Raw genomic sequence first — 23,122 nt, forward strand, 5'->3', positions numbered from 1 at the left:
TACATTTCTATAATTATGAGACAAAGTCTTCTCTTTGTTTTCTAAATTTTGATTTGTCGATTTGTTCCGCAAACCTAATAAATTCTCTTTGTAATTCAATCGGCGGTATTACCTGCTTATACGCTTTCATAATTGCAGTATTTAAATTAGGCTGTGTTCCAGCTGGAGCAATTGCTCTAAAATGCTCTGTCATCTGATTTAGTGCTTGCAACAGAAACACTTTATCAAGTCTTTCGTCTATATCTTCCATTGCAAGCCAACCATCGTGAATGCATCCATCAAAGGTAATAATTCTCGCAAATCCTAATGAAACTCCACAGTTTGCAAATATCAAACTTCCTGCTTTTACAAGCCTACTCTTCTTTACCCCTTCTTTAATGATGTACTCCTTTGTCGAACTTAAATATATATTATCGCCATCGGTTGCATCTCCAATTTTTATCCAAGGAACATCACCACCTAAGAATTGTTCTATTGGTCTTGGTGATCCACCTCGAACGATGGTACAAAGATCTCCTAGAGGTTCACACTCCCAATTCTTATCATTAATATTTATATCTCCAAACATCTCGACAAATCGGGCTTTAATAAGTTTGTCTAACCTCTGAAGCTCCTGTTTTCTCATCTGAATAATCTGTTCGATTTTCGAAAGCTTATCTACAACTTTTTGCTGACTTTCCATTGATGGTAATTCTATTTCTATCTTTAATAGATCAGATTTAGTAAGACTCGGTATTGTAACAGCCTTATTTAATCTTTCAAAATCAAAATTCCGGCAAAAATAATAAAGGTATCTTGGCAGTAATACTTTTCTTTTGGCCGATAGTCCAAAGGCAGTATCGACATTCCAAAATGGTTCTTCGACAAAAATTGGATTGTTTATATTTCCTTTTCTGCCAATAATCACTGTATCTGCTTCGCAAATATAATCATCAGCATATCCCATTATTCCGCCACTTCCATAGATAGGATATTTTCCATCCGGGTTCTCAACATTTTTTTGATTACGCCCATTTCTTATTTCAAGTACATCACTAAATATCATATATTCATCCCTACAAATCCGAAGTTGTATTATGCAATAAATCGTTGATGAGATGATTTGACGTTATTCTGATTTACAATAGCATATTGCATGGTTGTATCAATCTGTGAATGCCCAAGTATCTTCTGAACCTGTTCAATTGGCATTCCCTTATCTATAGCTCTTGTAGCCATGGTCCTACGAAATTTGTGTGGATGTATTTTATTTAGATTCAATTTCCTACCAAGTTTACGGATTCGAATCTCTACTCCGCTGATTTTTAGTCTGCTATGCGGTGAATCAAGTGTAACAAACAATGCTGGATTATTATCATTTCGTGTACCCAGGTAATTCTGAAGGTGTAACTTTGCCTTTGCATCAAAGTATACACGTCGTTCTTTGTCGCCTTTACCAAACACGACACACTCTCTATCTTCAAAGTTGATATCACTGATATTCAAATTTACCAATTCTCCAACTCGGATTCCCGTAGAATAGAGTAAATCAATCATTGCAAGATCACGTGGACAAGAACAGATATCCCGCAATTTTTCAATTTCTTCGTCTGAAATAATTTCCTTAACCTTTTGCTTGGTTTTTATTTTATGTATCCGTCTCATAGGACTTTTCAGAATATAATCCTCTTCTTCTAGCCATGAGAAAAAACTGGAAATATTTCTTCGAATATTATCCACTGTAACCTTACTACAGTTATTAATCTGCTGATATTCAGAAAGATACGCTCGAATTTGCTCTGTAGTAATTTTCCGGATTGGCTCCTCAATGTTGTCAAGAAGCTTTTCAATCGTTGTCCTGTAATACTGAAGTGTCCGATCAGAACAGCCTTCAATCTTTTTAGCATCCAGAAATAGTTGTAAATACTTTTGGTTACTTGCTGGTTTATTGTCAGAATGTGATTCACCCAAGTTTCTCAACAAGACCTCCTGTAACTTTTTCATCTGAGCTATTGATAGCACTTCTGCCATCTCGTTTAGAATATTTACTAATTTTTCTTCCATGTTGATATCTCCTTTCAAAATACCAACATCCTTCGCCAATTAATAACAATAATTACGCTTTATCATCTTCCTGATTAATAACACTTTCAATCATAACTGTTACAGCCATATTCAAACTGTGACAATTTGTCACGGTTTCATTTCCTTCTTCTTTTAATCGTTGTTTCAGTTTTCTCCAATAGGCACTTGCGTCCTTACTTTCTGTTAATACAAAAACAACATCTATTATTGAAAAATACCATTCTTCCGTTTCTTCATCCCACGCTGTACGAATTGGCTGATTCTCATATAATTAAATATTATCATTTTGTATCAATGAGTCTTCTCCTTATCCGAAATACTCCTGCATCAAGCTATCAAACAACAGCTGTGCTTTTTTCAACGCTGCTTGTACCGCAACTTTTGATTTGTCGACTTGTTCCACAAATGCTACAAACTCTTTTTGAAGTTCCATTGGTGGAAGAAATATCTTAGTTTTCTTAATCTCACCTAGATGTAAATTGGGAACTCCAATCCCTTTTGTACTAGAATCAAACTGTCTCTTTGTTTCGGGATTATTTATTACACACCTAAAGAAAACTGGATCAATAATTTCCTTTGGTCTTAATAGAGCAAGACTTACATAAATATCAAATATTTCATCTGTATCATTTACCGCAGCAACACCATAATTAACACCATTTTTTGACATCAAAATATCATTTCTCTGCGGCTTAGTTGTTGCGTAGAGTTTCTCATGTAGTTCTGCTGGAATATACTTTATGTCTGTCCAATCTATCTTCTGTGACATAACATCTTTTGAAGATAAAAACTTATATCCTTTTTCTTTATCCTCAGTATATTGAGGCGTTTGATGTGTGCCATCCTTTATCAAAGAACATACTTCTTCCATAGTAACTACATCAAATCCATTTTCATTATCATGGAGCGTTCCAAACAGCTCGACAAATCGGGCTTTAATGAGGTCATCTAATAACTGTAATTCTCTCTTTCTTGATTCAATTACAGACTCACATTTACCAAGAGTGTCCACGATTTCCTTCTGCTTTTCTAATGAATCAAGGTTAAATTCCTCATTCTTATAATCCTTAAAATATATATGTGGGATTGTCGCACCAGTGAAATATTTTTCTAAATGCATATAATTAACCACATAATAAAGATATTCAGGAAGAACATTATCCTTTGGCAATAAATATTGCATTGTACCAATAACTGATGACTTGGCAGAATGCAAAGTTGTTCTTCCAATTCCTGCACCATCTTTTACTACAGCAACATATGATTTTTCTTGGTGGTAAAAATCAACATTGCCTATATACCCTGAAGCTCCAAAAATTGGATACTCGCCGGTTTTATCTATAACATCTGATTGCTTGAGGTTTGATGAACCTCTTTCGCAAACATCTTCAAGCTTTACTCTCATCTATTCATCCCTACAAATCCGAATTTATAATCCTAATAATTGTTCCAAAACATCCATTTCCTCGCCAATTTTCATTTCTAATTCACGAAGATCTGTCATGATTTCCTGGCTTGATGGATACTCAATCGGTACATATTCTACTTCCTTATATTTATTGATACTAAGATCATAGCCATTGTCTGCAATTTCCTGCTTTGTTACAAAGAAGCTCTGTTCTGTTCGTTTTCTATCAGCTTCTTTGTCTAGATTTCTAAATCGTTCAATAATATCCGGAATATCATTTTCCTTTGTTTCGCTACGCTTGTCATCTAAGCTGAAGCCATCAGCTTTCATATCATAGAACCATACATTATCTGTTCCACCATGCCCTGTTTTGGTAAAAATCAGAATCGCTGTTGAAACTCCAGCATATGGTTTAAACACTCCAGAAGGCATGGAGATAACAGCTTCCAATCTATTTTCTTCCACAATCTCCTTACGAATATCTTTATGAGCTTTAGAAGATCCAAACAATACTCCATCTGGAACAATACAAGCACAACGTCCACCCACTTTAAGCATGCGAACAAATAATGCCAAAAACAATAACTCTGTCTTTTTTGTCTTACACACCTTTAGCAGATCCGCACTCACTGTGTCGTAATCTAAGCTTCCTTTAAAAGGTGGATTCGCAAGAATCAGACTATATTTTTCCTTGTCTGGATTCTGATCGGACAAACTATCTCTATACTCGATATATGGATTATCTACTCCATGGGTCATCATGTTCATAGCACCAATTCGGAGCATCGTTCTGTCCATATCAAATCCATGGAACATATGGTTCATATAATGGTTTTTATTTTGTTTATTGAAGAATACTTCTTCTTTCTTTGTCTCTTTTAAATACTCGCTGGCAGATACAAGGAATCCAGAAGTACCACAGGCTGGATCACAAATAACCTCGTCAGCTTTCGGATCCATCATTTCCACCATCATGCGGATAATATGTCTAGGTGTACGGAACTGACCATTCACTCCTGCTGTTGCCAGCTTTGAAAGAAGATACTCGTACACATCCCCTCTTGTATCAGCGGATTTCAACTGTGCCATCTGTTCATAAATAGAATCCATAGCGGTAACAATCTTATCAAGCATCAGAGGTGTCGGAACCTTGAAAATTGCATCTCCCATGTATTTTGAGTATGCACTGTCCTTATCTCCGTGAAGATTCTTAATAAAAGGAAATACCCACTCCTGCATTGTGCTGTACATTTTAGCTGCAGTAAAATCATGAAATACACTCCATTTCAGTTGATTTCCGGCAATTGTGCGTTCTCCTACCTGTACCTCATCAGCAAAGATACTTTTATGTGGAAGTCCTAACATTGCAGCTTCCTTTGCGTGAAGATTATCTGCATCATCCAAATCTCGAATAAACATCAGATATGTCATTTGCTCAATTACGTCTAATGGGTTGGTCAATCCACCTGTCCAAAAGATTTCCCACAATCCATCAATTTTACTTTTCAATTCACCTGTAACCATATTAATCATTCTCCCTATTCCATACGTACGAAGTGTATCTTCCACCGCCAATTTTGATTATCTCTTTATTCTTAAGCAATTCATTCAGTGCTCGCTGTACAGTCGTTTGACTGATTCCTGGACACTGTTCCATGATTTCTGCTTTTGTAATCTTACCTAATGTACCTCTAATAATTTCTCTGATACGATCTGGTTTAGACATTGCTTTATTAGTCAAAAGAGAAGCTCTTTCTGTAAAGTCTCTATATGCAGCAACAATGATTCCCAACATATACTTCACAAATGGTTCGTAATTATTTTCTTCTTCATGCCAATTGTAAGAACTTTCCTGCAGAGCTTCGTAATAACTTTCTTTTGTATCTGATATCAGTTTTTCGATACTAATATATTGTCCAACGTTGTATCCACATCGATAAAGGGCTAATAAAGTAAGTAATCTGCTCATACGCCCATTTCCATCAGAAAATGGATGGATGCATAAGAAATTCAATATGAACATAGGGATTAATATCAACGGATCCATCGTCTGCTTATTCAATGCTTCATTAAAGGCATTACATAAGTTATTTACTGATTCCGGAGTTTCCCAGGAAGGAACTGGTTTAAATCGTACTCTTCTTGTTCCATCTGGTAATTCCTCTGCAATTACATTATCAGCTGCTTTAAAATTGCCACCGGCACTGCTTCCACTGAACTTATATAAATCTCTATGCAATTGAAGAATCATATTTGATCTGATTGGAATGTATTCATAACTCTCGTGGATTGTCGCTAGAACATCTCTATAACCAGCAATTTCTTTTTCACCTCTGGTCTTCGGTATTGTTTTCTCTTTGACGATCATTTTTAAACGATCATCTGTAGTAATAATTCCTTCTATCCTGTTAGAAGCCTCTGTACTTTGTATTTTGGCTATCTCAACTAATTCTGCCAAAATCTCTTTTTGCGATTCAACATCGGAATGAAAACCTTTAAACTCGTGAATCTGAGTCAAAAAAGCAACTATTTCCGGTGTAAGTAATTTACTGTATTCTTTTTCAAAATCAAAATATCTCATTAACATACCTCATTCTGATTTCAACACTTTCCTATCTAGTATTCTACCATTCAATTGCACTTTAATCAATTTAATTTAGTCATTTCTTTTTATTTTGACTAAATTAAAATCGGTTTTGAGTATTATAAAATCTTCTCTAACACTGCTCTCCCATAATTCAAAGTGTAATTTTTGCACATTGGAACACGTCCTATTTCCGATATAGTTCCTTCTTTTCAATAAATAGTTCCCGTTTTCTTCAATCTGGTTCTCGTTTTCCACATTTTAGTTCCCACTTTTCTGTTGTATTCTTTTTATTTTTCTTATTCTTTGACATATATCAAATAATATTTCTCCTTAAACATTTAATAAGTAATTCTAAAATAATCCAAATATGCTTTATACTTATCCTGTGCGGACAGACATGTCTCGGTCAAATAGCCTTTTTCGTTGTTCCACTCTTTCAATCCACGATAATAGAACATTTTCAGATTATCCTCAATGATGAACGGAACAATATTATATTTCAGACATTCTTTAAACATAATCAATCTGCCAACACATCCGTTTCCGTCTTGAAACGGATGTATTTTTTCAAACTTAACATGGAACTCCAGAATATCTTCAAATGATTTATTCTCTATTGAATTGTATTCTGTAAGCAATACTTTCATCTTATCTGCAACATCTTCCGGCAATACAGTTGTCATACCTCCAACTTCATTGGGCATTTTTTTATAATCACCCACTGCAAACCAATCTTTTCTCGAATCACTTGTTCCAGATTTTAAAATCAAGTGTAATTCCTTGATGAATTTTTCCGATAAAGCAGCTTTTGCATTATCAATAATCATATCTATACAACGGAAATGATTTGCTGTTTCGATAACATCATCTACATTTAAGACTTCATTTTCTACACTGATTGTATTTGTTTCAAAAATATATCTTGTTTGATCATGCGTCAGACGACTACCTTCAATATGATTAGAATTGTACGTCAAATCAATCTGTGTCTTGTGGTAAATACCACCGGAATATTTACTTGCTTTCTGCTCCTGCAGAATATCTAACAATGTAATCGGCTGTTCTTTCTTCTTATTTAAACGTTCCGGTTTTTCTGCATTTTGGGGAATATTCCAAGTTTTACCAGTAAGAAATGCCCCCGGCACTCGTCTCTGAGCACAGTAGTTTCTGACGCTGCGCTCTGAAACATTCCACTTTTTTGCTATTTCAGTAACTGAAAGGTATCGCATTTGCTCTCCTCCGTTGCTCCATATTTCAATTTAATAACTACATTAACCTAATAAATAGTATATCATTTTATCGGCAATAATTACATTGTTTAGATTTTATTATTGAATTTATTTTTGCCGTTTTCGGCAGTTTTATACGCTAAACGACCTTGTACACACTCAAACAAGACCGTCTGTTCGCCACGTAATTCTAACTTTTATATCTGTCAAATTTTGTCGATTATTATATTTTTTCAGTTATAACTTAAAAAATCATGTATATCAAATATTGCTGCGGTGCGTACTTGTTCTATCAGGTTAAGCGTGAAGATTTACAAGGAAAACAAATCCTTGCATCCAATGAAAAGTATTACATTGCCGATCACGGTATCCGCGAAGCAGTTTTTGGTGGCAATATGAAAGAAATTGATTTTGTCTGTCACAAACGAGATGAAAAGCTGTACGTTCAAGTTACCTATCTGCTTGCCTCTGATGAAACAATCCAACGTGAATTCGGAGCATACGATAACATCCGAGACAACTTCCCGAAATATGTCGTTTCCCTGGATGAATTTGACATGAGCCTTAATGGCATCAAACATCGCAATATCCGAGATTTCCTCTTAGCCGAGGAATGGAACTAAATGGCTATGCCCGTCACAGTTTCAAATGGTGACGGGCATTTTTTTGAATCATTTATTCATCTTTCGTCATTACTTTTTTAAAATTGGTTCAACATAATCCACACCTACTCTATCTTAAATATTCCGGAATCACATCTCGGCCAAGTTTTTCAAGCATATCTTTATCACTTTGAATTGTCGCACATGCTACTGTTGTTAACATATCCCCTGTGATCGTTGCTGAGGCTCCAGATTTAAATGCATATTCTCCATCATTTGTAAGTAGTGCCCTGCCTGCTGCTAAACGTATATTTGCATCTGGATTTATATAACGGAACATGGCAACTGTTCTTAAAATTTCTTCTTCTGATAATTGTTCCATATTCTCTAATGGTGTCCCTTTGATCGGCATCAACGCATTGATCGGGATGGAATCGATACCCAGTTCTGACAAGCTGACTGCCATGTCAATTCGATCCTCCCAGGTTTCTCCCATACCGATGATTCCACCAGAACAGGCACACATTCCTTCTGCCTTAACTTTTTTCAACGTTTCTATCCTTTGTTCATATGTATGTGTTGTGCATATGTTAGGAAAGTTTCTTTTTGATGTTTCGATATTATGATGATAACTGGTTACACCAGCTTCATGTAATCTATGTAATTGTTCCTCATCCAGAAATCCCATGGATGCACATAAGTCGATTTTACATTCCTTATGCATGGTTTTATACGCATGTACTGCTTTATCAAATGCTTCACCTGTTAGCGTTTTCCCGGATGTAACGATTGAAAATCGATCGACTCCCTGACTTTCATTAAATTTACATGCCTCTACAATTTCCTTTTCCGGAAGAAAATCATACACTTCACAATTGGTATTATGATGCGCAGATTGTGCACAATATTTACAATCTTCAGGACATTTTCCACTCCGTCCATTTATGATGGAACATAAATCCACTTTATCACCTACAAAATACTCACGAATTTTATCTGCTCCCTGACATAATTCTTTTAAATCACAATCGAGAAAAAAAGAAAAATCATCTCCTCTTTGTAGTCTTTTTCCTTCTATTATTTCTTGTGCAAGTCTCAGCATATCCATAAGCCTTATTCTCCTTATATCAGTATTATTATCTTTCATTTTATTATATTCTATTATATCTATCTTTTTAATAGGTTTTAATAATATTTTAAAGAGGCCGTGTTTTACCACGACCTCCTTACAGTTCATCTTATATTAAAATGCTTTTACTGATTTTACTGTTGAATATGCTCCATATACTCTCTGATTGGTTGAATCATAATAGTAATAGCGTACCTGTACATAATACTTTTTGCCTCTTGTCAGCCCTGTTTTAGTATATGTATTTTTCGTTAAGCCTGTTGTTTTATATTTGGCATATTTCATTTTGGAATTTACTGCATAACGGAAACGGAATCCTCTTCTGGAACCATCTTCCTTAGTATATTTTCTAGAAGTTGCCTCAAAACCTGTTGCTTTTCCATACTTTCCTTTTACATTGAGCACTTTTGCCTGACCAACTGACATTTTTACAAATTTAGCTGTCAATACAATGTTCTGATCGGATGATGGCATTTTGGTAACTGTTTTCCCTTTATATGTCCATCCTGCAAATGCATATCCTTTTTTACCTGCTGCTTTAAATTTTGCTTTATTCCATGACGGTAATTTAGCTCCTGCTTTGGCATCTTTAATAACAGCAACTGTTTTTCCGCCATTTCCTTTTAAGGTTGCAGTGATCTTCTTTGGTACCTGTGGTGCTGGTTTCTCAGGCTGCTCTTCCTCTGTTTTCGGTGGTTCCACCTCTGTTTTTGGCAGTTCATAAGCTGCAAGAGTACCACTGACTTCACATGCTGCAAGGAAAATGTTCTTTCCGTCTGCCTGTGCTACACAAAGTCCTTCTGGTGATACATCTCCTTTGATTGCTTCTGAGAAGTCACGGCTGTTGATATAATTTGCATATGTGCTGTTCTGTGGATCAGTAATATCATACGCCATAATTCCGCCAATTCTTTCAACTGCTACAAATGCATAGGCTTTTCCATTGATTTTTCCAACCGTAACATTTTCCGGTTCCGGTCCTTTTTTAGGACTTCTGCTGTCTATATCATTGTCATCATTAGAGCAGTTGAAATAATCTCCAAATGTTTTAGCAGTATTGGATTCAAATTCATTTCCGCTGTCGTATACTTCTGTCATTCCATGATCTGTCACTTCAAAAATACTGAAACCACGTCCGCCAAACATAACCTTTTTACCTTCCGGTAATCCTGCACACTTTGTATCATCGATTACACGAATACTCTTTCCGGTAAAATCTTTTGTTTTTGCTTCATTAAGGTAATTTGTCCAATCTCTGGAATCCCCTTCATTAGCTGTAACTACATAAGTTTTTCCTGCGTTTTCATAAACAGAAATTCCATCCGGCATACGGGCACCAACAAGTCCTTCATAGGTTTTTGCTTCGTATTTACCATCTTCTACTAAATCCACAGCCACTTTACTGTAATCTTCAAATCCTGTACTGTAAATTCCGGTAAATTCTTTCTTTTCCACATCTAACTCTGCAATGGCATTTGCTTCCTGCAAAGAAACATATGCTTTCTTTCCATTGGCTGAAACTGCAATGTACTCTGGTTCCAAATCTGTTTTTGGTTCCAGTGTCTTATCATTTGCAACACCAATCAGAATATTTTTTGCTGTTAATTCCTCTGCTGTGTATTTGTCAAATCCCACCTGATCAGAAGTTCCATCGGATAAATTTAAAACTGTTACACTTCCTGCAGGATCGATGCTTCCTTCTCCATATCCGTTTCTTGGTTCTCCTTCATCTGCAGTTAACACAGTGTTTCCATCTGCAAAAGTAACCATATCCGGCTGTACACCTGCATTATATAACTTTGGATTGGTTAAGGAACCATCTTTTTCACAGGTAAATACTGCGATTTTTCCACATTTATCATAATCTGCATGCTGAACTGCTGCTGCCAGTTTTGTTCCATCTGGTGAAATGGCAACACTGGTAATATCTCCATATGCGAATCCAGCTTCTGCTGAGGCTGTTTCCACCAGTGTTTTCACATCATATTCCTTACCGGAAAGTTCTGTAACTTTATCAGATTCCTGGATTCCTGCAACCTGTACTGCTATGATTTGTCCTTTCAGACCACTTACTGCATAAGCATAACCATTCTTTTCATTGTATTCTACAATTTCCAGACTTCCGCCGTCTGCATTCATTGCTCCGGAATTATAACGGGCGAACAACTGCATGTTCAATGGAGTAGCCCCATTATTTACACCTGTTATTTTTTCATCTGATGTAACAACCGGAGTGTAAACAGGCTGTTCTGGTGCTGCCTCTGCCGAATGAACTTTTCCGTATTCACCTTTGCTGTTACGTGGAGCATAGTTTTGAACGTATTCATCATTTACTGTCACAGATGATTTTTCCCATACAATAACATCCCAGTCATCATTTGTGTCTGTATCTGTATAATTTACACGACGTAAAGATTTTTGCTTGGATATTTTAATATCTTCGACATTCTCATCTGCTGTTGCAGTATCTGTAACTCCGTCACTGTTTTTCAATGTCAGTGTGTATTTCTTATTATTGATTGCAATATCCCAGTTCTGATCTGCCTCTGGAAGGTCATAAGTTAAAAATTCATCTGTTGTCACCTCTGGTTTACATACAATCAACCATGATGCTCCTGATTGTAATGTAACATCCGGCAAATCCAGAGATGTAGTTTCATCAAAGGATAATGTATATCCCTTCAATGAAATGTCCTGTGAAGTTGGATTATAAAGCTCAATAAAACTGTTGCTAATCGGGGTCTCTCCCTTACCATTGCCACCATATACCTGATTAATAATCAGATGTGTTGCCGCTGCCTGTTTCGCATAAGACTGTGTCTGAACCACTGGCTGCTTTACCTGATCCGCTGCAAGTACCATATTTGCCCCGACACCCTGTGACATTAAAGCCAGGGAAAGTCCAAAAGACAAAAATTTTGTATTAAACTTTTTCATAAATACCTCCTTTATCATGTTGTCTAAGCATAACAAAGAAGTGTTGGGTTTCTGGCATATCCATGTAAAAACCATGTTAATTATTTAACAGTATATTTTAATAACAGTCCCCAAGAATCCGTTCTTTTATTTCTTCGGGCCTGGTTACAAAAGTTTTTCCTCCTTTTTCTTCCAGGTACTCCCGGTCTCTGAATCCCCATTCTACTACGATACAGTCCAACCCAGCATTTTTTGCTGTTTCAATATCTACTTCAGAATCCCCGATATATACAGCATGTTCCTTGGTTGTTCCCAGTTTTTTCATAACCGCATTTACAGAATCCGGTGCCGGTTTTTTGGCAATTCCTTCTTTTTCTCCCGCTGCCGCATCAAACATTCCCTGGAAATATTGTTCACACAGCTCTTGCACCGCATAATCTGCCTTGTTGGATACAACTGCTGTCTGACAGCCTGCTGCTCTAAGTTTTTCCAACAGTTTCATAATTCCATCATATGGTTTTGTTTTATCCGCACAATGTACTTTATAATATTTCGTAAAATCTTCATGTACTTTTTCAATTTCAGGTTCCTCTGTTCCTGTTGGAACTGCTCTCTCGATCAGTTTTCTGATACCATTTCCTACAAACCTTCGTACTTCATCTATCGTTCGTGCCGGATAATCTGACTGGCTCAAAGCATAGTTTGTTGCATCACAAAGATCTTCTAATGTATTTAAAATTGTTCCATCCATATCAAAAATAGCAAGTTTATATTTCATTTGTATGTTCCTCCGTTTCTTTGATCCCATTATAACTCATAAGGGACTTTCCATGCAAAAAAAGAGATACACCCTGATGATGTATCCCTTCTGCTTATGTTTTTTACTCTATGCTTCTGCTGCTTCCTCTTCATCATCTTCCGGTGCCTGAATTTCACCGATGGTTACGATGACTTCTTCTGGATTTGTCAGAAGATCGATATTTTTATTTGATGCAATGTCCAGATCTTTCACTTCGATGGTATCTCCGACTTTCATATGGCTTACATCAACTTCAATTTTATCAATCAGTGCATCTGGTGTTGCTTTAAATGAAATCTCATGTAAATGCGGTTCCACAATTCCTGCTGTTACAACATCTGTATTCAAAAGGACGATCTCTGCTACAGAATGTACCTTTTCTCCCTGTACCAATGCCTGAAAATCAATTTCCATAAACTGATGTTTTAAAGGATCATAAGTAACGTCTTTTATCAAAGCATCAATTTTCTGTCCTTCTACATCCAGCATAACCTGGCTGCCTCGACCATTGTTTTTCATCAACTGTTCTGCCTTGGCTTTTTCAATCTTGATCGGCATTGACTCTTTCATTTCTCTACCAAAAATATTACCGGTAACGTATCCTTCCCGTCTAAGCTTCTTTGCCTTGATTTGTAAATCTCTTTTTTCAGCTTCTAAAGTATTCATTTGTCTTTTCCTCCTAAAACTGATTGCTTAGCGGCCTTTATTATGTTTAGAAATGTTTTTGCGCAATTCCCTTGCAAGTAATAAGAGGTCTGGTTAAGTATTCAATTGTTTCTTTGTTACATATGTATTATAACACTACAAACACTTTTGGGAGCTATGTTTTTTAAAAAGTACAATCTTCTCTTACTCTGAAATCTTATAATCATCATCCTGTAAGGTGAAATCCAGTCCTTCACTGACATATACGTTTTTCTTTTTATCCACAAATATGGCTTTTGCATTATATTTTTTCAACAGTTCCCTGCTCTTTTCCACTCCTAGAGTAAAACATGCCGTAGACAATCCGTCACTGTTGATTCCTGAATCACATATAATAGTACATGACGTAATATCTGTCTCCACCGGATATCCGGTTTTAGAGTCTAAAATATGGAAATATTTCTTTCCTGTTTTTTTATCCACAAAATATTTTTCATAATCACCGGAAGTCGAAATAAAGGTATCACCTTTTACTTTCAGGCTTCCGAGCACTTTTCCATCTTTTCCTGAAGGACTTTGCACCCCCACATTCCAGTCACTGCCATCTGGTTTTTCTCCATATACAAGAATACTTCCTCCCAAAGCTACCATAGCTCCTGAAATATTTTCTTCTTTTTTTAGGAGTTTCGTTGCCTCATCTGTTCCGATTCCCTTTCCAAATGCCCCCAGATCAAACTTTGTACCTGTTTCACATGTAAGGATTTCTCCATTCTTCTTTCTAATCGTGATATGCTCACTGCTTTCCGGAAGGGTTCCCTTTACTGTATCTCTGATTTTATCTGCATCCGGAACTTTGGGATTTTCTGATTCAAAATCCCAAAGCTGTGTCAGCTTTCCAATAGACGGATCCACTGCATTTCTTCCATCTGCCATGGAATCACGGCTCAGTTCCAAAGCATCCATAAGCCATCCCTTCAATGGTTCTTTTATAACTGCCTGATCCTTTTGGGCAAGGGTTTTATTTAACCGGGCAATCTGAGAATCCTCAATTCGCCAGGAAATCTGTTTCTCCTCTATCTCTTTAACTTTCTTAATGATTTTTTCCTCGGTTTGTTCCAGATCATTTCCTGTACCATATAATGTAACATTTGTTACAGTTCCCATGGCAAAATCCGTATGGCTGTAAGATGAAGTTTTTTCCTGACATCCAGTCAAAGATATCAACAAACTTAACATAATACCCATTCCCAATATTTTTTTACAGATGCCTCCCATGTCTGTCCTCCATTCTTTAAAATAACTGTTTTGGCAGTTTCTTAACCAATATTCCCGTTAATACCCCGATGGCAACCCCTGCAATGGTTCCTGTTATCAAAAGCACCGGCATATAAAGATAGATTTTAGCATTTTCCATTAATAAAACTGCAACTGTCAGCTGTCCCATATTATGTGCTACTCCACCGCCTACACTGATCCCAATGGCTGAAAAACCTTTGATTTTTCTCAATAGCACCATCACCAGAAGGCTTAAAATTCCTCCTGCCAGACTGTATACAATCGTCATTGGATTTCCAAAAAGGAATCCTGCCAATATAATGCGAAGCACAGATATTCCCAGAGCCCTTTGCCAGGTAGTAAAAAACAGTAACACCATAATCACTGCATTGGCAAGACCTATCTTTACCCCTGGAATTCCCAGAGGAATAGGAAGCATTACTTCAATATAAGATACTACCAGTGAAAGGGCTATAAATAATCCATCGGTCGCTACTCTTTTTGTCATTTGTTCCTCCTACCTGGTTATTCCATCCAGTTCCTGTTCCCTCGTATCTGCTTCTACCTCAATCACTACTTTATGAGGCAGACATACAATGGTTTCTCCTGACTTGTCAATAGCCTTATGCTTCCTGCAAATCTGATCCGGGCAATCTGCTTCTTTCATAATGACTTTACCATCCTTGATCTCTAAAACATTTTTCCCATCCTTTACCGGAATTTCAAATGTTTGATTCTTTGCCAATTCCCTGCGAAAAACCTCACTGCCGTTCACTGTTACAACAACTTCTTTTCCACTTTTTTGCGTAAATTTCATAATCCCAAAACTAATCAGTGCGATTCCTAAAATCACACTGATCAGTATTACATCTTTTTTCTTCATTTTTATACCGTTATCTGTCCTAATACTTCACCAATAGGATCTGTAATACAAATGTCTGCCTGCTTGTCTCTGGATGTGGCATCCCTGTTCAGTACCGCCAGGTATTTTCCACGGAAATAATCAATCATCCCTGCTGCAGGATATACCACCAGAGAAGTTCCTCCAATAATCAGCATATCTGCATTGGAAATGGCGTTGACTGCTCCCTGAATGGTGTTAGAGTCCAGACCTTCTTCGTATAATACAACATCCGGTTTAATAATTCCGCCACATGTTTCACAGTATGGTACACCATCTGCCTCCACCATATAATTCACATCATAAAAACGATGACATTTCTGACAATAATTGCGGTGAACACTTCCATGAAGCTCAAATACATTCTTACTTCCTGCTTTCTGATGAAGCCCGTCAATATTTTGAGTTACAATGGCAGATAACTTTCCTGCCTGCTCAAGCTCTGCCAGCTTTAAATGTGCCTTGTTGGGCTGTGCATCCGGGAAAATCATCTTATTTTTATAGAAATCATAAAATTCTTCTGTATGATGTACAAAAAAACTATGACTGACCATAATTTCCGGAGGATATTTGTAAGTCTGATGATATAATCCATCAGTACTTCGAAAATCAGGAATATTACTTTCTGTGGATACACCTGCACCACCAAAAAAAACTATATTATGACTCTCATCTATCATCTGCTGTAATTGTGCAATCTTTTCATTATCCATTTTTCTTCCTCCGTTTCTTTCACCATTTTGGTTTTATTGTACAAGAAAAGAGACGCCTCGTCTAGGCGTCCTTCTGAAAATATCTTTCATTTCTTTCATTTTCCATTTTTCTCTAGTTTTCTCCAGACAGTAATAATCATTGTGGTAAAGGATGCCAGTCCTCCAATAAAGTTGGAAATAGGTTCTGATAAAAAGACACCGTTAACACCTAAATTCCCCACATATGGCAAAAACATTGCCAGTGGAACAACAATAATAATTTTCCTGAAAATAGAAAAAAATGTAGCCTGCTTTGCTTTTCCCAGTGCTACAAAGGTTGCCTGTCCGGAAAACTGAAGAGTCATAAAAATAAATCCAAAGAAATAAATATGGAGTGCAGGAACTGCTGCCTTCATCAAATCTTTGCTTCCATTAAATATGTGAATAAATATTTCGGGAAATAGTACCACGCATCCCCATGCCAAAGCAGTATAACACAGGCAGGATATAGTCATAAATTTTATTCCGCTTTTTACTCTTTTAGGATGTCCCGCACCATAGTTAAATCCAAGAACCGGCTGTGCTCCATTGGTAATTCCTGTTACAGGCATGGTAAGGATATCTCTTACAGAATTTAAAATGGTCATGACTCCAATATACAAATCTCCTCCAAACTGTTGCAGCTGGGCATTGCATACAATCTGTACTGCTCCATTGGTAGCTGCAAGAGTAAAACCGGATATTCCCATTGTTGTGATCTCTTTTGTCAATCTTCTATTTAAATAAAATTCTTTTGGATTCAATCGAAGAATAGCCTTCTGACTGCTTAAAAATCTTAATGCAAAAAAAGCAGACAATCCCTGTGAAATCACAGTTGCCGTGGCAGCACCTCTTACTCCCATATGAAATCCAAAGATCAGGATAGGATCCAGGATAATATTTGTCACTGCGCCGCACAGAATCGTATACATTCCGATTTTCCCAAATCCCTGAGAATTAATAAAATTATTCATTCCCAGGCTGATCATAACAAAAACCGTTCCCAGCAAATAAATCTGCAGATAATCCCTGGCATAAGGATAAATAGTATCACTGGCTCCAAAAGCATATAAAATCGGTTTCATGAATATGAAGCAAAGAACGGTCAATACCAATGCTGTCATACACAATAACGTATAAGAACATCTCATAATATTAGCTGCCCGTTGATTTTCTCCTTTTCCTCTGGCAATAGAACAAAGGGGTGCTCCTCCCATACCAAATAAATTGGCAAAAGCACTTAAAATCGTTATGATCGGGAATGTCAGTCCAAGACCTGTCAAAGCCATGGTTCCGTCAACAGGTATTCTTCCTATGTAAATACGATCTACAATATTGTACAAAAGATTAATGATCTGTGCCAATGTCATAGGAATTGCCATATTCATAATATTCCGTGGAATACTGCCTTTTGTAAAATCATTTCTGGCTGCTGCCATGTTCCTCATCCCTTCATTTCATTATCTTATTTATTATGACACTTCCCTTAAAATGAATCAAGGGCAGTTTTCACTACCCTTGTCTTCTTATATTTCTCCTATTTTATGCAGGCTTTCGAAAGCTGCCCTCATATCTTTTCTTACAAGCTCTTTTTGTAACTGATAAACTTTTCTGTAATAACTGGTATTTTCCGGATCAGGCTTATATACCTCTTTTATTTCCAGATTCTTTTCAAATACAGCTTTCAGATCTTTAATATCACCTACCGCATATGCTGCCGTTGCAGCATCTGTCAAAACTGCTCCTTCTGCTGTTTTTAATGTTACCACCTGGCAGTCCATCATATCTGCTTTCATCTGATTCCATATGCGGGATTTGCTTCCTCCTTCTGTCACTGTAATTACATCAAGATTTGCCCCGGCTTTTTTATAAATATCTGTTACTCCCATATAATCATATCCTATGGCTTCCAATACAGCTCTCCATAAGACTCCCTGATCAGTATCCATGGACATATTTAAGAAACAGGCAGATGCCTGGGTGTTTTCCCCAAAACCTCCTGTTAAATATGGAAGGAAAAGAACCCCGTTAGATCCCGGTGGTACATTTTCTGCCTGCTGATTTAATTGATCAAAATAATCTCCATCTTCTGATTTTCCACAGACATTATCTTTATACCAGCGTAAGGCAAGCCCCCCTGTACGAATAAATCCCCAGTAAAAATATGTATTTTCCAAAGTTCCACTATTGAATACCAGATTATTTTCTGCCTTGCTTAGCTCTGGTTTAATTCCATCAGTTGCAATGCAGAACATGGCACAGGTGCCTGCCACATCTGCTGCTTTATTGACACCTGTAACTCCACAGCCTATCATAGACTGCATTGTATCTCCGGCACCGGCACAAATGAGAATTCCTTCCGGAAGCCCTGTTTCCTCTGCGTACTTTTCTGACAAATGTCCGATAATATCCCATGGCTTTTTAATTTCCGGCATCATTTCCTCAGGAATTTCTAAGATCTCCAGCTGGTCTTTGGACCACCTTTTCTCGATAACATGATAACCCAGTCCCCATCCTGACATAGCTCCCCAGTCGATAAATGCATCTTTTGCAGAAAGTCCCGCCAGATTTGCCAGTATATATGGTGCGTTGTGCATGAACTTTTTACCATTTTTCTGAAATTCTTTGCAGTTTTTCATCATCCATCGGGCAAACATTGCCGGAAACATACAATTAGGCTGTGGATTTCCCGTTTCTTTTGCCCAGATATCTAAATTTCTTTCCGCCAGTTCACTGGCATCTTCCTTTGTCCTGGAATCCAGATAATTAATATATGGAGTGATGGCTTTACAGTTTTCATCAACACCGACCACTCCACAAATAATTCCATCACCAAATATTGAACGAATTCCTGCAGGATCAAGCCCCTTTTCTTTCATTTGACTGACACAGTTACGTATTCCTGCAATAGTTGCCTGAAGGTATTGATCTGCATCCATTTCCACCCATCCCGGATGAGGATACTTTAATATTGTCGGATTGGTATCTGAGACAACACATTTCATATCCTCATCATAAATGGCAGCTTTCACACTTTGTGTTCCCGCATCAAATCCTAAATAATATTTTTTCATTTTATGCTTCCATCTCTTTGATCAGCTGTACCATTTCAATGGCTGACAGTGCACAATCATATCCTTTATTACCTGCTTTGGTTCCGGCACGTTCAATTGCCTGTTCAATATTTTCTGTTGTCACAACTCCGAAAAGAACCGGAATTCCTGCATTTAATGAAACCTGTGCAATCCCTTTTGCAGCTTCGTTACATACATAATCATAATGGGATGTAGCTCCACGAATTACTGTTCCAAGACAGATAACTGCATCGTATTTCCCACTCTTTGCCATTTTATCTGCAATTAACGGGATTTCAAAAGCACCAGGAACCCACGCGATATCAATATCATCATCTTTTACATCATGACGCTTTAAGCCATCTAATGCTCCACCTACCAGTTTGGATACAATAAACTCATTAAAACGTGCTGCTACAATACCGATTTTTAATCCACTTGCTACTAATTTACCTTCTAATACTCTCATTTTTATATCTCCTTTTCTTTTAATAATCTGTCATATGTCTCATTTTTTCCTGTTTGGTCTTCATGTATCTTTGATCATATTCTGTTAATGCCATCTGAATTGGCACTCTTTCTACGATTTCCAGTCCAAATTCACTTAATCCTTCAATTTTTGTCGGATTGTTGGTCAAAAGTCTCAACTGGCTGATTCCAAGATCTCTTAGGATCTGAGCACCGATATAATATTCCCTTAGATCATCTTTAAAGCCGAGAGCCAGATTTGCTTCTACTGTATCCAATCCCTGATCCTGGAGTGCATAAGCTTTTAATTTATTGATCAGTCCAATACCTCTGCCTTCCTGTCGCATATATAAAAGAACACCTCGACCTTCTTCTTCAATCTGTCGTAATGCCTGATGTAGCTGATCACCGCAATCACATCGAAGTGAACCAAAGGTATCACCTGTCAGACACTCTGAATGTACCCTGCATAATACTGGTTCTCCGTCTGCAACATTACCTTTTACCAATGCAACATGATGTTCACCTGTGATCTGATCCACATATCCATATGCTTTAAATGATCCGTATTTTGTAGGCATTGGAGTTGTAACTTCACATTTTACAAACACTTCATGACTTTTTCGGTAATTCTGAAGTTCTTTAATGGTTGTCATTTTTAAACCGAATTTCTCTGCCAGCTCCATCAGCTCCGGAGTCCGCATCATGGTTCCGTCTTCCCGCATAATTTCACAGCAAAGTCCGCTTTCTTTTAACCCTGCAATCTTCATCAGATCCACGGTTGCCTCTGTATGGCCGTTTCGTTCCATGACACCCCATTCTTTAGCAATCAGTGGAAACATATGTCCCGGACGTCTGAGATCCTCTGGTCTGATTCCATCTTCCATACATTTCATTGCAGTCAAAGAACGTTCTACCGCTGATATTCCGGTCGTTGTATCTACATGATCAATACTTTCTGTAAATGCAGTCTCATGATTATCCGTATTGTTTTTCACCATAGCAGACAATCCCAGCTTCTGGCTCATTTGCAAGGACATTGGCATACAAATCAATCCCTTTCCGTATGTAGCCATAAAATTAATATTATCTGTAGTTGCAAATTGTGAAGCACAGATAAAATCCCCTTCATTTTCTCTGTCCTCATCATCTGTAACGATAATAATTTTTCCTTGTCTTAGTTCCTCTGCTGCTTCTTCTATAGTACAAAATTCCATCTTTATTCCTCCTTAAAATCCTGCATTTCTAAGCATTTCCATGGTTATCCCAGAAGTATTTTCTTTTGTTTTGGGTTCCTCAAAATGCAAAAGTTTATCTATATATTTTCCAACCATATCATTTTCCAGATTCACCACATCACCAGGCTTTTTCTGCCCAAAGTTTGTGTTCCCTATGGTATGAGGAATCATGGAAACTGAAATAGTGCTACTGGTAATATCCGCTATGGTCAAACTGATTCCATCTAAGGCAATGGATCCTTTTTCAATACAATATTTCATAATATTCTGTGGTGCCTTAATGGTAAACCAGACTGCATTGTCATCTTTTTTGATTTTTACAATCTCTCCTGTTGCATCCACATGTCCTGCTACCATATGACCTCCAAATCTTCCATTGGCTGCCATGGCACGTTCCAGATTTACCACATCACCCTTCTGTAAGCTTCCAAGACTGCTTCGATGAAAGGTTTCATTCATGACATCTGCATGAAAGATATTTCCACTGATACTTGTAGCTGTAAGACATACTCCATTTACCGCAACACTGTCTCCAAGCTTCAGATCATCAAAAATTTTACTTCCCTGAATTACCAGCACTGCTGATTTACTTCCTTTTTTCAGAGATATTACAGTTCCTAATTCTTCTACAATTCCGGTAAACACCTTTTCACCTTCCCTTCCAGCAAAATATCATTTCCAAGTGTTTTGGACGTCAGATGTTCCAGAAACAATGCATCTTTTATATGTTCTACTCCAGTTCCCTCAATTGGTGTTTTTGCATTTCTGCCTCCGAAAATTTTTGGTGCAATATAAGCATATACTTTCTGAACACATCTGCTTTGGATCACAGACTCATTGAGGATTCCTCCACCTTCCACCAGAACACTGTCAATTTCTCTCTTCCGAAGCTCTTCCATTAATTTTCGGATACTTACATGACCGTTTTCTTCTTCCACCTTTATTACGCTGCATCCTGCCTTACTTAATTTCTGCTTTTTCTCATGTTCCTCTGATATGGTTGCAATAATCGTAGGAATTTCTTTTGCTGTCTGTACAATTTTGGATTCCAATGGTATCTGTAATTGTGAATCACAAATAACACGAATAGGATCATGACCGTTTTCAATTCTTGCATTGAGCATTGGATCATCCGCCAGTACCGTGCCGATTCCAGCCATAATAGCCGCATAACGATGCCTCAATTCATGCACATGCTTCCTGGCTTCCCTGCCCGTGATCCATTGTGATTCTCCAATGGAAGTGGCAATCTTTCCATCCAGAGTCATAGCATATTTCAAAGCAACATAAGGAATATCATTCTGGATATAATGGAAAAAAATATCATTAAGTTTTCTGCATTCCTCTTCCATCACGCCTGTTATCACTTCAATTCCATTATCCTTCAAAAGCTGTATCCCTTTTCCGGCAACTTTTGGATTCGGATCCAGATTTCCAACGAACACCCTGCGGATCTTGCTATTGATAATTGCTTCTGTGCAAGGAGGGGTTTTCCCATAATGACAGCATGGTTCTAAAGTTACATAGATATCTGCATCTTTCGGGTCTTTGATACAGTTTTTCAAAGCATTTCGCTCTGCATGCAAACCTCCGATTTTCTCATGATAACCTTCTCCGATAATTTCCCCTTCTTTTACAATAACTGCTCCTACCAGCGGGTTTGGGTTAGTCCATCCGATTCCCTTCTTTGCCAGAGAAATGGCTCTTTCCATAAACTTGTTTTCCAAGTGTTCATCTCCTTCCTCTTCAGAAAAAAATGAAAGAAAAAGGGAAAAGATCCTAAAAATTCTTCAGAACCTTTTCCCTGATTTCAGAATATTCGTTTATCATGTTATCTTTATTTTATGCATCCTTTTTATAATAAAATAACTGTTTTTATGCAATAAAAAAATCCTGGAACTATAAAATAATCCCAGGACAAATAAACCAATATCACTCTACCTTCTTCCATCCAGACTATACTGTCGGCTTCGGAATCTCACCGAATCATGCCTTACGGCTCGCGGGCTGTACCGCCGGTAGGGAATCACACCCTGCCCTGAAGATATTATTTAAT

At 37.3% G+C, this 23,122-nt stretch carries 21 protein-coding genes and 1 riboswitch; of the genes, 1 reads left to right on the forward strand and 20 read right to left on the reverse strand.

Annotated elements, in window-relative coordinates; all coding sequences use genetic code 11:
• Positions 1 to 13 precede the first annotated feature (13 nt).
• The 6 genes from BHF70_RS04875 to BHF70_RS04905 form a co-directional block, all read right to left on the reverse strand.
• The gene (locus BHF70_RS04875) at positions 14 to 1,045 is read right to left on the reverse strand and encodes a restriction endonuclease subunit S (protein ID WP_075759212.1); all 1,032 of its coding nucleotides are present in this window, start codon (positions 1,043 to 1,045) and stop codon (positions 14 to 16) included.
• A gap of 29 nt (positions 1,046 to 1,074) precedes the next feature.
• Entirely contained in the window at positions 1,075 to 2,043 is a 969-nt protein-coding gene (gene xerA, locus BHF70_RS04880) for a site-specific tyrosine recombinase/integron integrase (protein WP_075759213.1), read from the reverse strand.
• Between the two features lie 328 nt (positions 2,044 to 2,371).
• Positions 2,372 to 3,469, reverse strand: a complete 1,098-nt coding sequence (locus tag BHF70_RS04890) for a restriction endonuclease subunit S (protein ID WP_075759214.1) — start codon at positions 3,467 to 3,469, stop codon at positions 2,372 to 2,374.
• 24 nt (positions 3,470 to 3,493) lie between these two features.
• Complete coding sequence (locus tag BHF70_RS04895) at positions 3,494 to 4,996, reverse strand: class I SAM-dependent DNA methyltransferase (RefSeq protein WP_075759215.1); 1,503 nt, start codon at positions 4,994 to 4,996, stop codon at positions 3,494 to 3,496.
• A gap of 1 nt (position 4,997) precedes the next feature.
• Complete coding sequence (locus tag BHF70_RS04900; RefSeq protein ID WP_075759216.1) at positions 4,998 to 6,053, reverse strand: Fic family protein; 1,056 nt, start codon at positions 6,051 to 6,053, stop codon at positions 4,998 to 5,000.
• 344 nt (positions 6,054 to 6,397) lie between these two features.
• Entirely contained in the window at positions 6,398 to 7,288 is an 891-nt protein-coding gene (locus tag BHF70_RS04905) for a Fic family protein (protein WP_075759217.1), read from the reverse strand.
• A 284-nt stretch (positions 7,289 to 7,572) separates the two neighbouring features.
• On the opposite strand from BHF70_RS04905, the gene BHF70_RS04910 reads away from it, so the two are divergent.
• Positions 7,573 to 7,911 carry a hypothetical protein gene (locus BHF70_RS04910; RefSeq protein ID WP_330390851.1) on the forward strand — a complete coding sequence of 113 codons (339 nt, stop codon included), beginning with the start codon at positions 7,573 to 7,575 and terminating at the stop codon, positions 7,909 to 7,911.
• A 109-nt stretch (positions 7,912 to 8,020) separates the two neighbouring features.
• Here BHF70_RS04910 and bioB read toward each other — a convergent pair whose 3' ends face one another.
• The 14 genes from bioB to ribD all read right to left on the reverse strand — a co-directional run bounded on the left by bioB (position 8,021) and on the right by ribD (position 22,778).
• The gene (gene bioB / locus BHF70_RS04915) at positions 8,021 to 8,998 is read right to left on the reverse strand and encodes a biotin synthase BioB (RefSeq protein WP_075759218.1); all 978 of its coding nucleotides are present in this window, start codon (positions 8,996 to 8,998) and stop codon (positions 8,021 to 8,023) included.
• Between the two features lie 135 nt (positions 8,999 to 9,133).
• On the reverse strand, positions 9,134 to 11,956 hold the full coding sequence (locus tag BHF70_RS04920) for a choice-of-anchor I family protein (RefSeq protein WP_075759219.1): 2,823 nt from the start codon (positions 11,954 to 11,956) through the stop codon (positions 9,134 to 9,136).
• Between the two features lie 97 nt (positions 11,957 to 12,053).
• Positions 12,054 to 12,713 (reverse strand): HAD family hydrolase, encoded by a 660-nt coding sequence (locus tag BHF70_RS04925; protein WP_143249373.1) that lies wholly within the window; start codon positions 12,711 to 12,713, stop codon positions 12,054 to 12,056.
• 108 nt (positions 12,714 to 12,821) lie between these two features.
• The gene (locus BHF70_RS04930; RefSeq protein WP_075759221.1) at positions 12,822 to 13,400 is read right to left on the reverse strand and encodes a 50S ribosomal protein L25; all 579 of its coding nucleotides are present in this window, start codon (positions 13,398 to 13,400) and stop codon (positions 12,822 to 12,824) included.
• A 183-nt stretch (positions 13,401 to 13,583) separates the two neighbouring features.
• Complete coding sequence (locus BHF70_RS04935; protein ID WP_083638292.1) at positions 13,584 to 14,654, reverse strand: FAD:protein FMN transferase; 1,071 nt, start codon at positions 14,652 to 14,654, stop codon at positions 13,584 to 13,586.
• Positions 14,655 to 14,670: 16 nt separating this feature from the next.
• On the reverse strand, positions 14,671 to 15,162 hold the full coding sequence (locus BHF70_RS04940) for a Gx transporter family protein (RefSeq protein ID WP_075759222.1): 492 nt from the start codon (positions 15,160 to 15,162) through the stop codon (positions 14,671 to 14,673).
• 9 nt (positions 15,163 to 15,171) lie between these two features.
• A complete protein-coding gene (locus BHF70_RS04945) occupies positions 15,172 to 15,537 on the reverse strand; it encodes a NusG domain II-containing protein (protein ID WP_075759223.1) in 366 nt (121 codons plus the stop codon).
• Between the two features lie 2 nt (positions 15,538 to 15,539).
• Positions 15,540 to 16,268 (reverse strand): NAD-dependent protein deacylase, encoded by a 729-nt coding sequence (locus BHF70_RS04950; RefSeq protein WP_075759224.1) that lies wholly within the window; start codon positions 16,266 to 16,268, stop codon positions 15,540 to 15,542.
• Positions 16,269 to 16,363: 95 nt separating this feature from the next.
• A complete protein-coding gene (locus BHF70_RS04955) occupies positions 16,364 to 17,725 on the reverse strand; it encodes an MATE family efflux transporter (RefSeq protein ID WP_075759225.1) in 1,362 nt (453 codons plus the stop codon).
• 87 nt (positions 17,726 to 17,812) lie between these two features.
• On the reverse strand, positions 17,813 to 19,360 hold the full coding sequence (locus BHF70_RS04960; RefSeq protein WP_075759226.1) for an FGGY-family carbohydrate kinase: 1,548 nt from the start codon (positions 19,358 to 19,360) through the stop codon (positions 17,813 to 17,815).
• Position 19,361: 1 nt separating this feature from the next.
• Entirely contained in the window at positions 19,362 to 19,829 is a 468-nt protein-coding gene (gene ribH / locus BHF70_RS04965) for a 6,7-dimethyl-8-ribityllumazine synthase (protein ID WP_075759227.1), read from the reverse strand.
• Positions 19,830 to 19,848: 19 nt separating this feature from the next.
• Positions 19,849 to 21,045 (reverse strand): bifunctional 3,4-dihydroxy-2-butanone-4-phosphate synthase/GTP cyclohydrolase II, encoded by a 1,197-nt coding sequence (locus BHF70_RS04970; RefSeq protein ID WP_075759228.1) that lies wholly within the window; start codon positions 21,043 to 21,045, stop codon positions 19,849 to 19,851.
• Between the two features lie 12 nt (positions 21,046 to 21,057).
• On the reverse strand, positions 21,058 to 21,711 hold the full coding sequence (ribE, locus tag BHF70_RS04975) for a riboflavin synthase (protein WP_075759229.1): 654 nt from the start codon (positions 21,709 to 21,711) through the stop codon (positions 21,058 to 21,060).
• Positions 21,693 to 22,778, reverse strand: a complete 1,086-nt coding sequence (gene ribD / locus BHF70_RS04980) for a bifunctional diaminohydroxyphosphoribosylaminopyrimidine deaminase/5-amino-6-(5-phosphoribosylamino)uracil reductase RibD (protein WP_075760529.1) — start codon at positions 22,776 to 22,778, stop codon at positions 21,693 to 21,695. The genes ribE and ribD overlap by 19 nt, the downstream gene beginning before the upstream one ends.
• 223 nt (positions 22,779 to 23,001) lie before the next feature.
• Positions 23,002 to 23,116, reverse strand: a riboswitch (FMN riboswitch).
• Positions 23,117 to 23,122: the final 6 nt, after the last annotated feature.

Origin of the sequence: Anaerostipes sp. 494a, assembly GCF_001940315.1 — a bacterium.
Classification (GTDB): Bacteria; Bacillota; Clostridia; order Lachnospirales; family Lachnospiraceae; genus Anaerostipes; species Anaerostipes faecalis.

Excerpts from the sequence above, each read along its gene's own strand:
- BHF70_RS04945 (WP_075759223.1), bottom strand. The coding sequence starts at position 15,537 with ATGAAGAAAAAAGATGTAATACTGATCAGTGTGATTTTAGGAATCGCA.
- bioB (WP_075759218.1), bottom strand. The coding sequence starts at position 8,998 with ATGGATATGCTGAGACTTGCACAAGAAATAATAGAAGGAAAAAGACTA.
- xerA (WP_075759213.1), bottom strand. The coding sequence starts at position 2,043 with ATGGAAGAAAAATTAGTAAATATTCTAAACGAGATGGCAGAAGTGCTA.
- BHF70_RS04905 (WP_075759217.1), bottom strand. The coding sequence starts at position 7,288 with ATGCGATACCTTTCAGTTACTGAAATAGCAAAAAAGTGGAATGTTTCA.
- BHF70_RS04930 (WP_075759221.1), bottom strand. The coding sequence starts at position 13,400 with ATGAATACTTTAGAAGCTGAAAAAAGAGATTTACAAATCAAGGCAAAG.
- ribD (WP_075760529.1), bottom strand. The coding sequence starts at position 22,778 with ATGGAAAGAGCCATTTCTCTGGCAAAGAAGGGAATCGGATGGACTAAC.
- BHF70_RS04925 (WP_143249373.1), bottom strand. The coding sequence starts at position 12,713 with ATGAAATATAAACTTGCTATTTTTGATATGGATGGAACAATTTTAAAT.
- ribH (WP_075759227.1), bottom strand. The coding sequence starts at position 19,829 with ATGAGAGTATTAGAAGGTAAATTAGTAGCAAGTGGATTAAAAATCGGT.
- BHF70_RS04895 (WP_075759215.1), bottom strand. The coding sequence starts at position 4,996 with ATGGTTACAGGTGAATTGAAAAGTAAAATTGATGGATTGTGGGAAATC.
- BHF70_RS04875 (WP_075759212.1), bottom strand. The coding sequence starts at position 1,045 with ATGATATTTAGTGATGTACTTGAAATAAGAAATGGGCGTAATCAAAAA.
- BHF70_RS04890 (WP_075759214.1), bottom strand. The coding sequence starts at position 3,469 with ATGAGAGTAAAGCTTGAAGATGTTTGCGAAAGAGGTTCATCAAACCTC.
- BHF70_RS04955 (WP_075759225.1), bottom strand. The coding sequence starts at position 17,725 with ATGGCAGCAGCCAGAAATGATTTTACAAAAGGCAGTATTCCACGGAAT.
- BHF70_RS04960 (WP_075759226.1), bottom strand. The coding sequence starts at position 19,360 with ATGAAAAAATATTATTTAGGATTTGATGCGGGAACACAAAGTGTGAAA.
- BHF70_RS04935 (WP_083638292.1), bottom strand. The coding sequence starts at position 14,654 with ATGGGAGGCATCTGTAAAAAAATATTGGGAATGGGTATTATGTTAAGT.
- BHF70_RS04970 (WP_075759228.1), bottom strand. The coding sequence starts at position 21,045 with ATGGAATTTTGTACTATAGAAGAAGCAGCAGAGGAACTAAGACAAGGA.
- BHF70_RS04950 (WP_075759224.1), bottom strand. The coding sequence starts at position 16,268 with ATGGATAATGAAAAGATTGCACAATTACAGCAGATGATAGATGAGAGT.
- BHF70_RS04940 (WP_075759222.1), bottom strand. The coding sequence starts at position 15,162 with ATGACAAAAAGAGTAGCGACCGATGGATTATTTATAGCCCTTTCACTG.
- BHF70_RS04920 (WP_075759219.1), bottom strand. The coding sequence starts at position 11,956 with ATGAAAAAGTTTAATACAAAATTTTTGTCTTTTGGACTTTCCCTGGCT.
- BHF70_RS04900 (WP_075759216.1), bottom strand. The coding sequence starts at position 6,053 with ATGAGATATTTTGATTTTGAAAAAGAATACAGTAAATTACTTACACCG.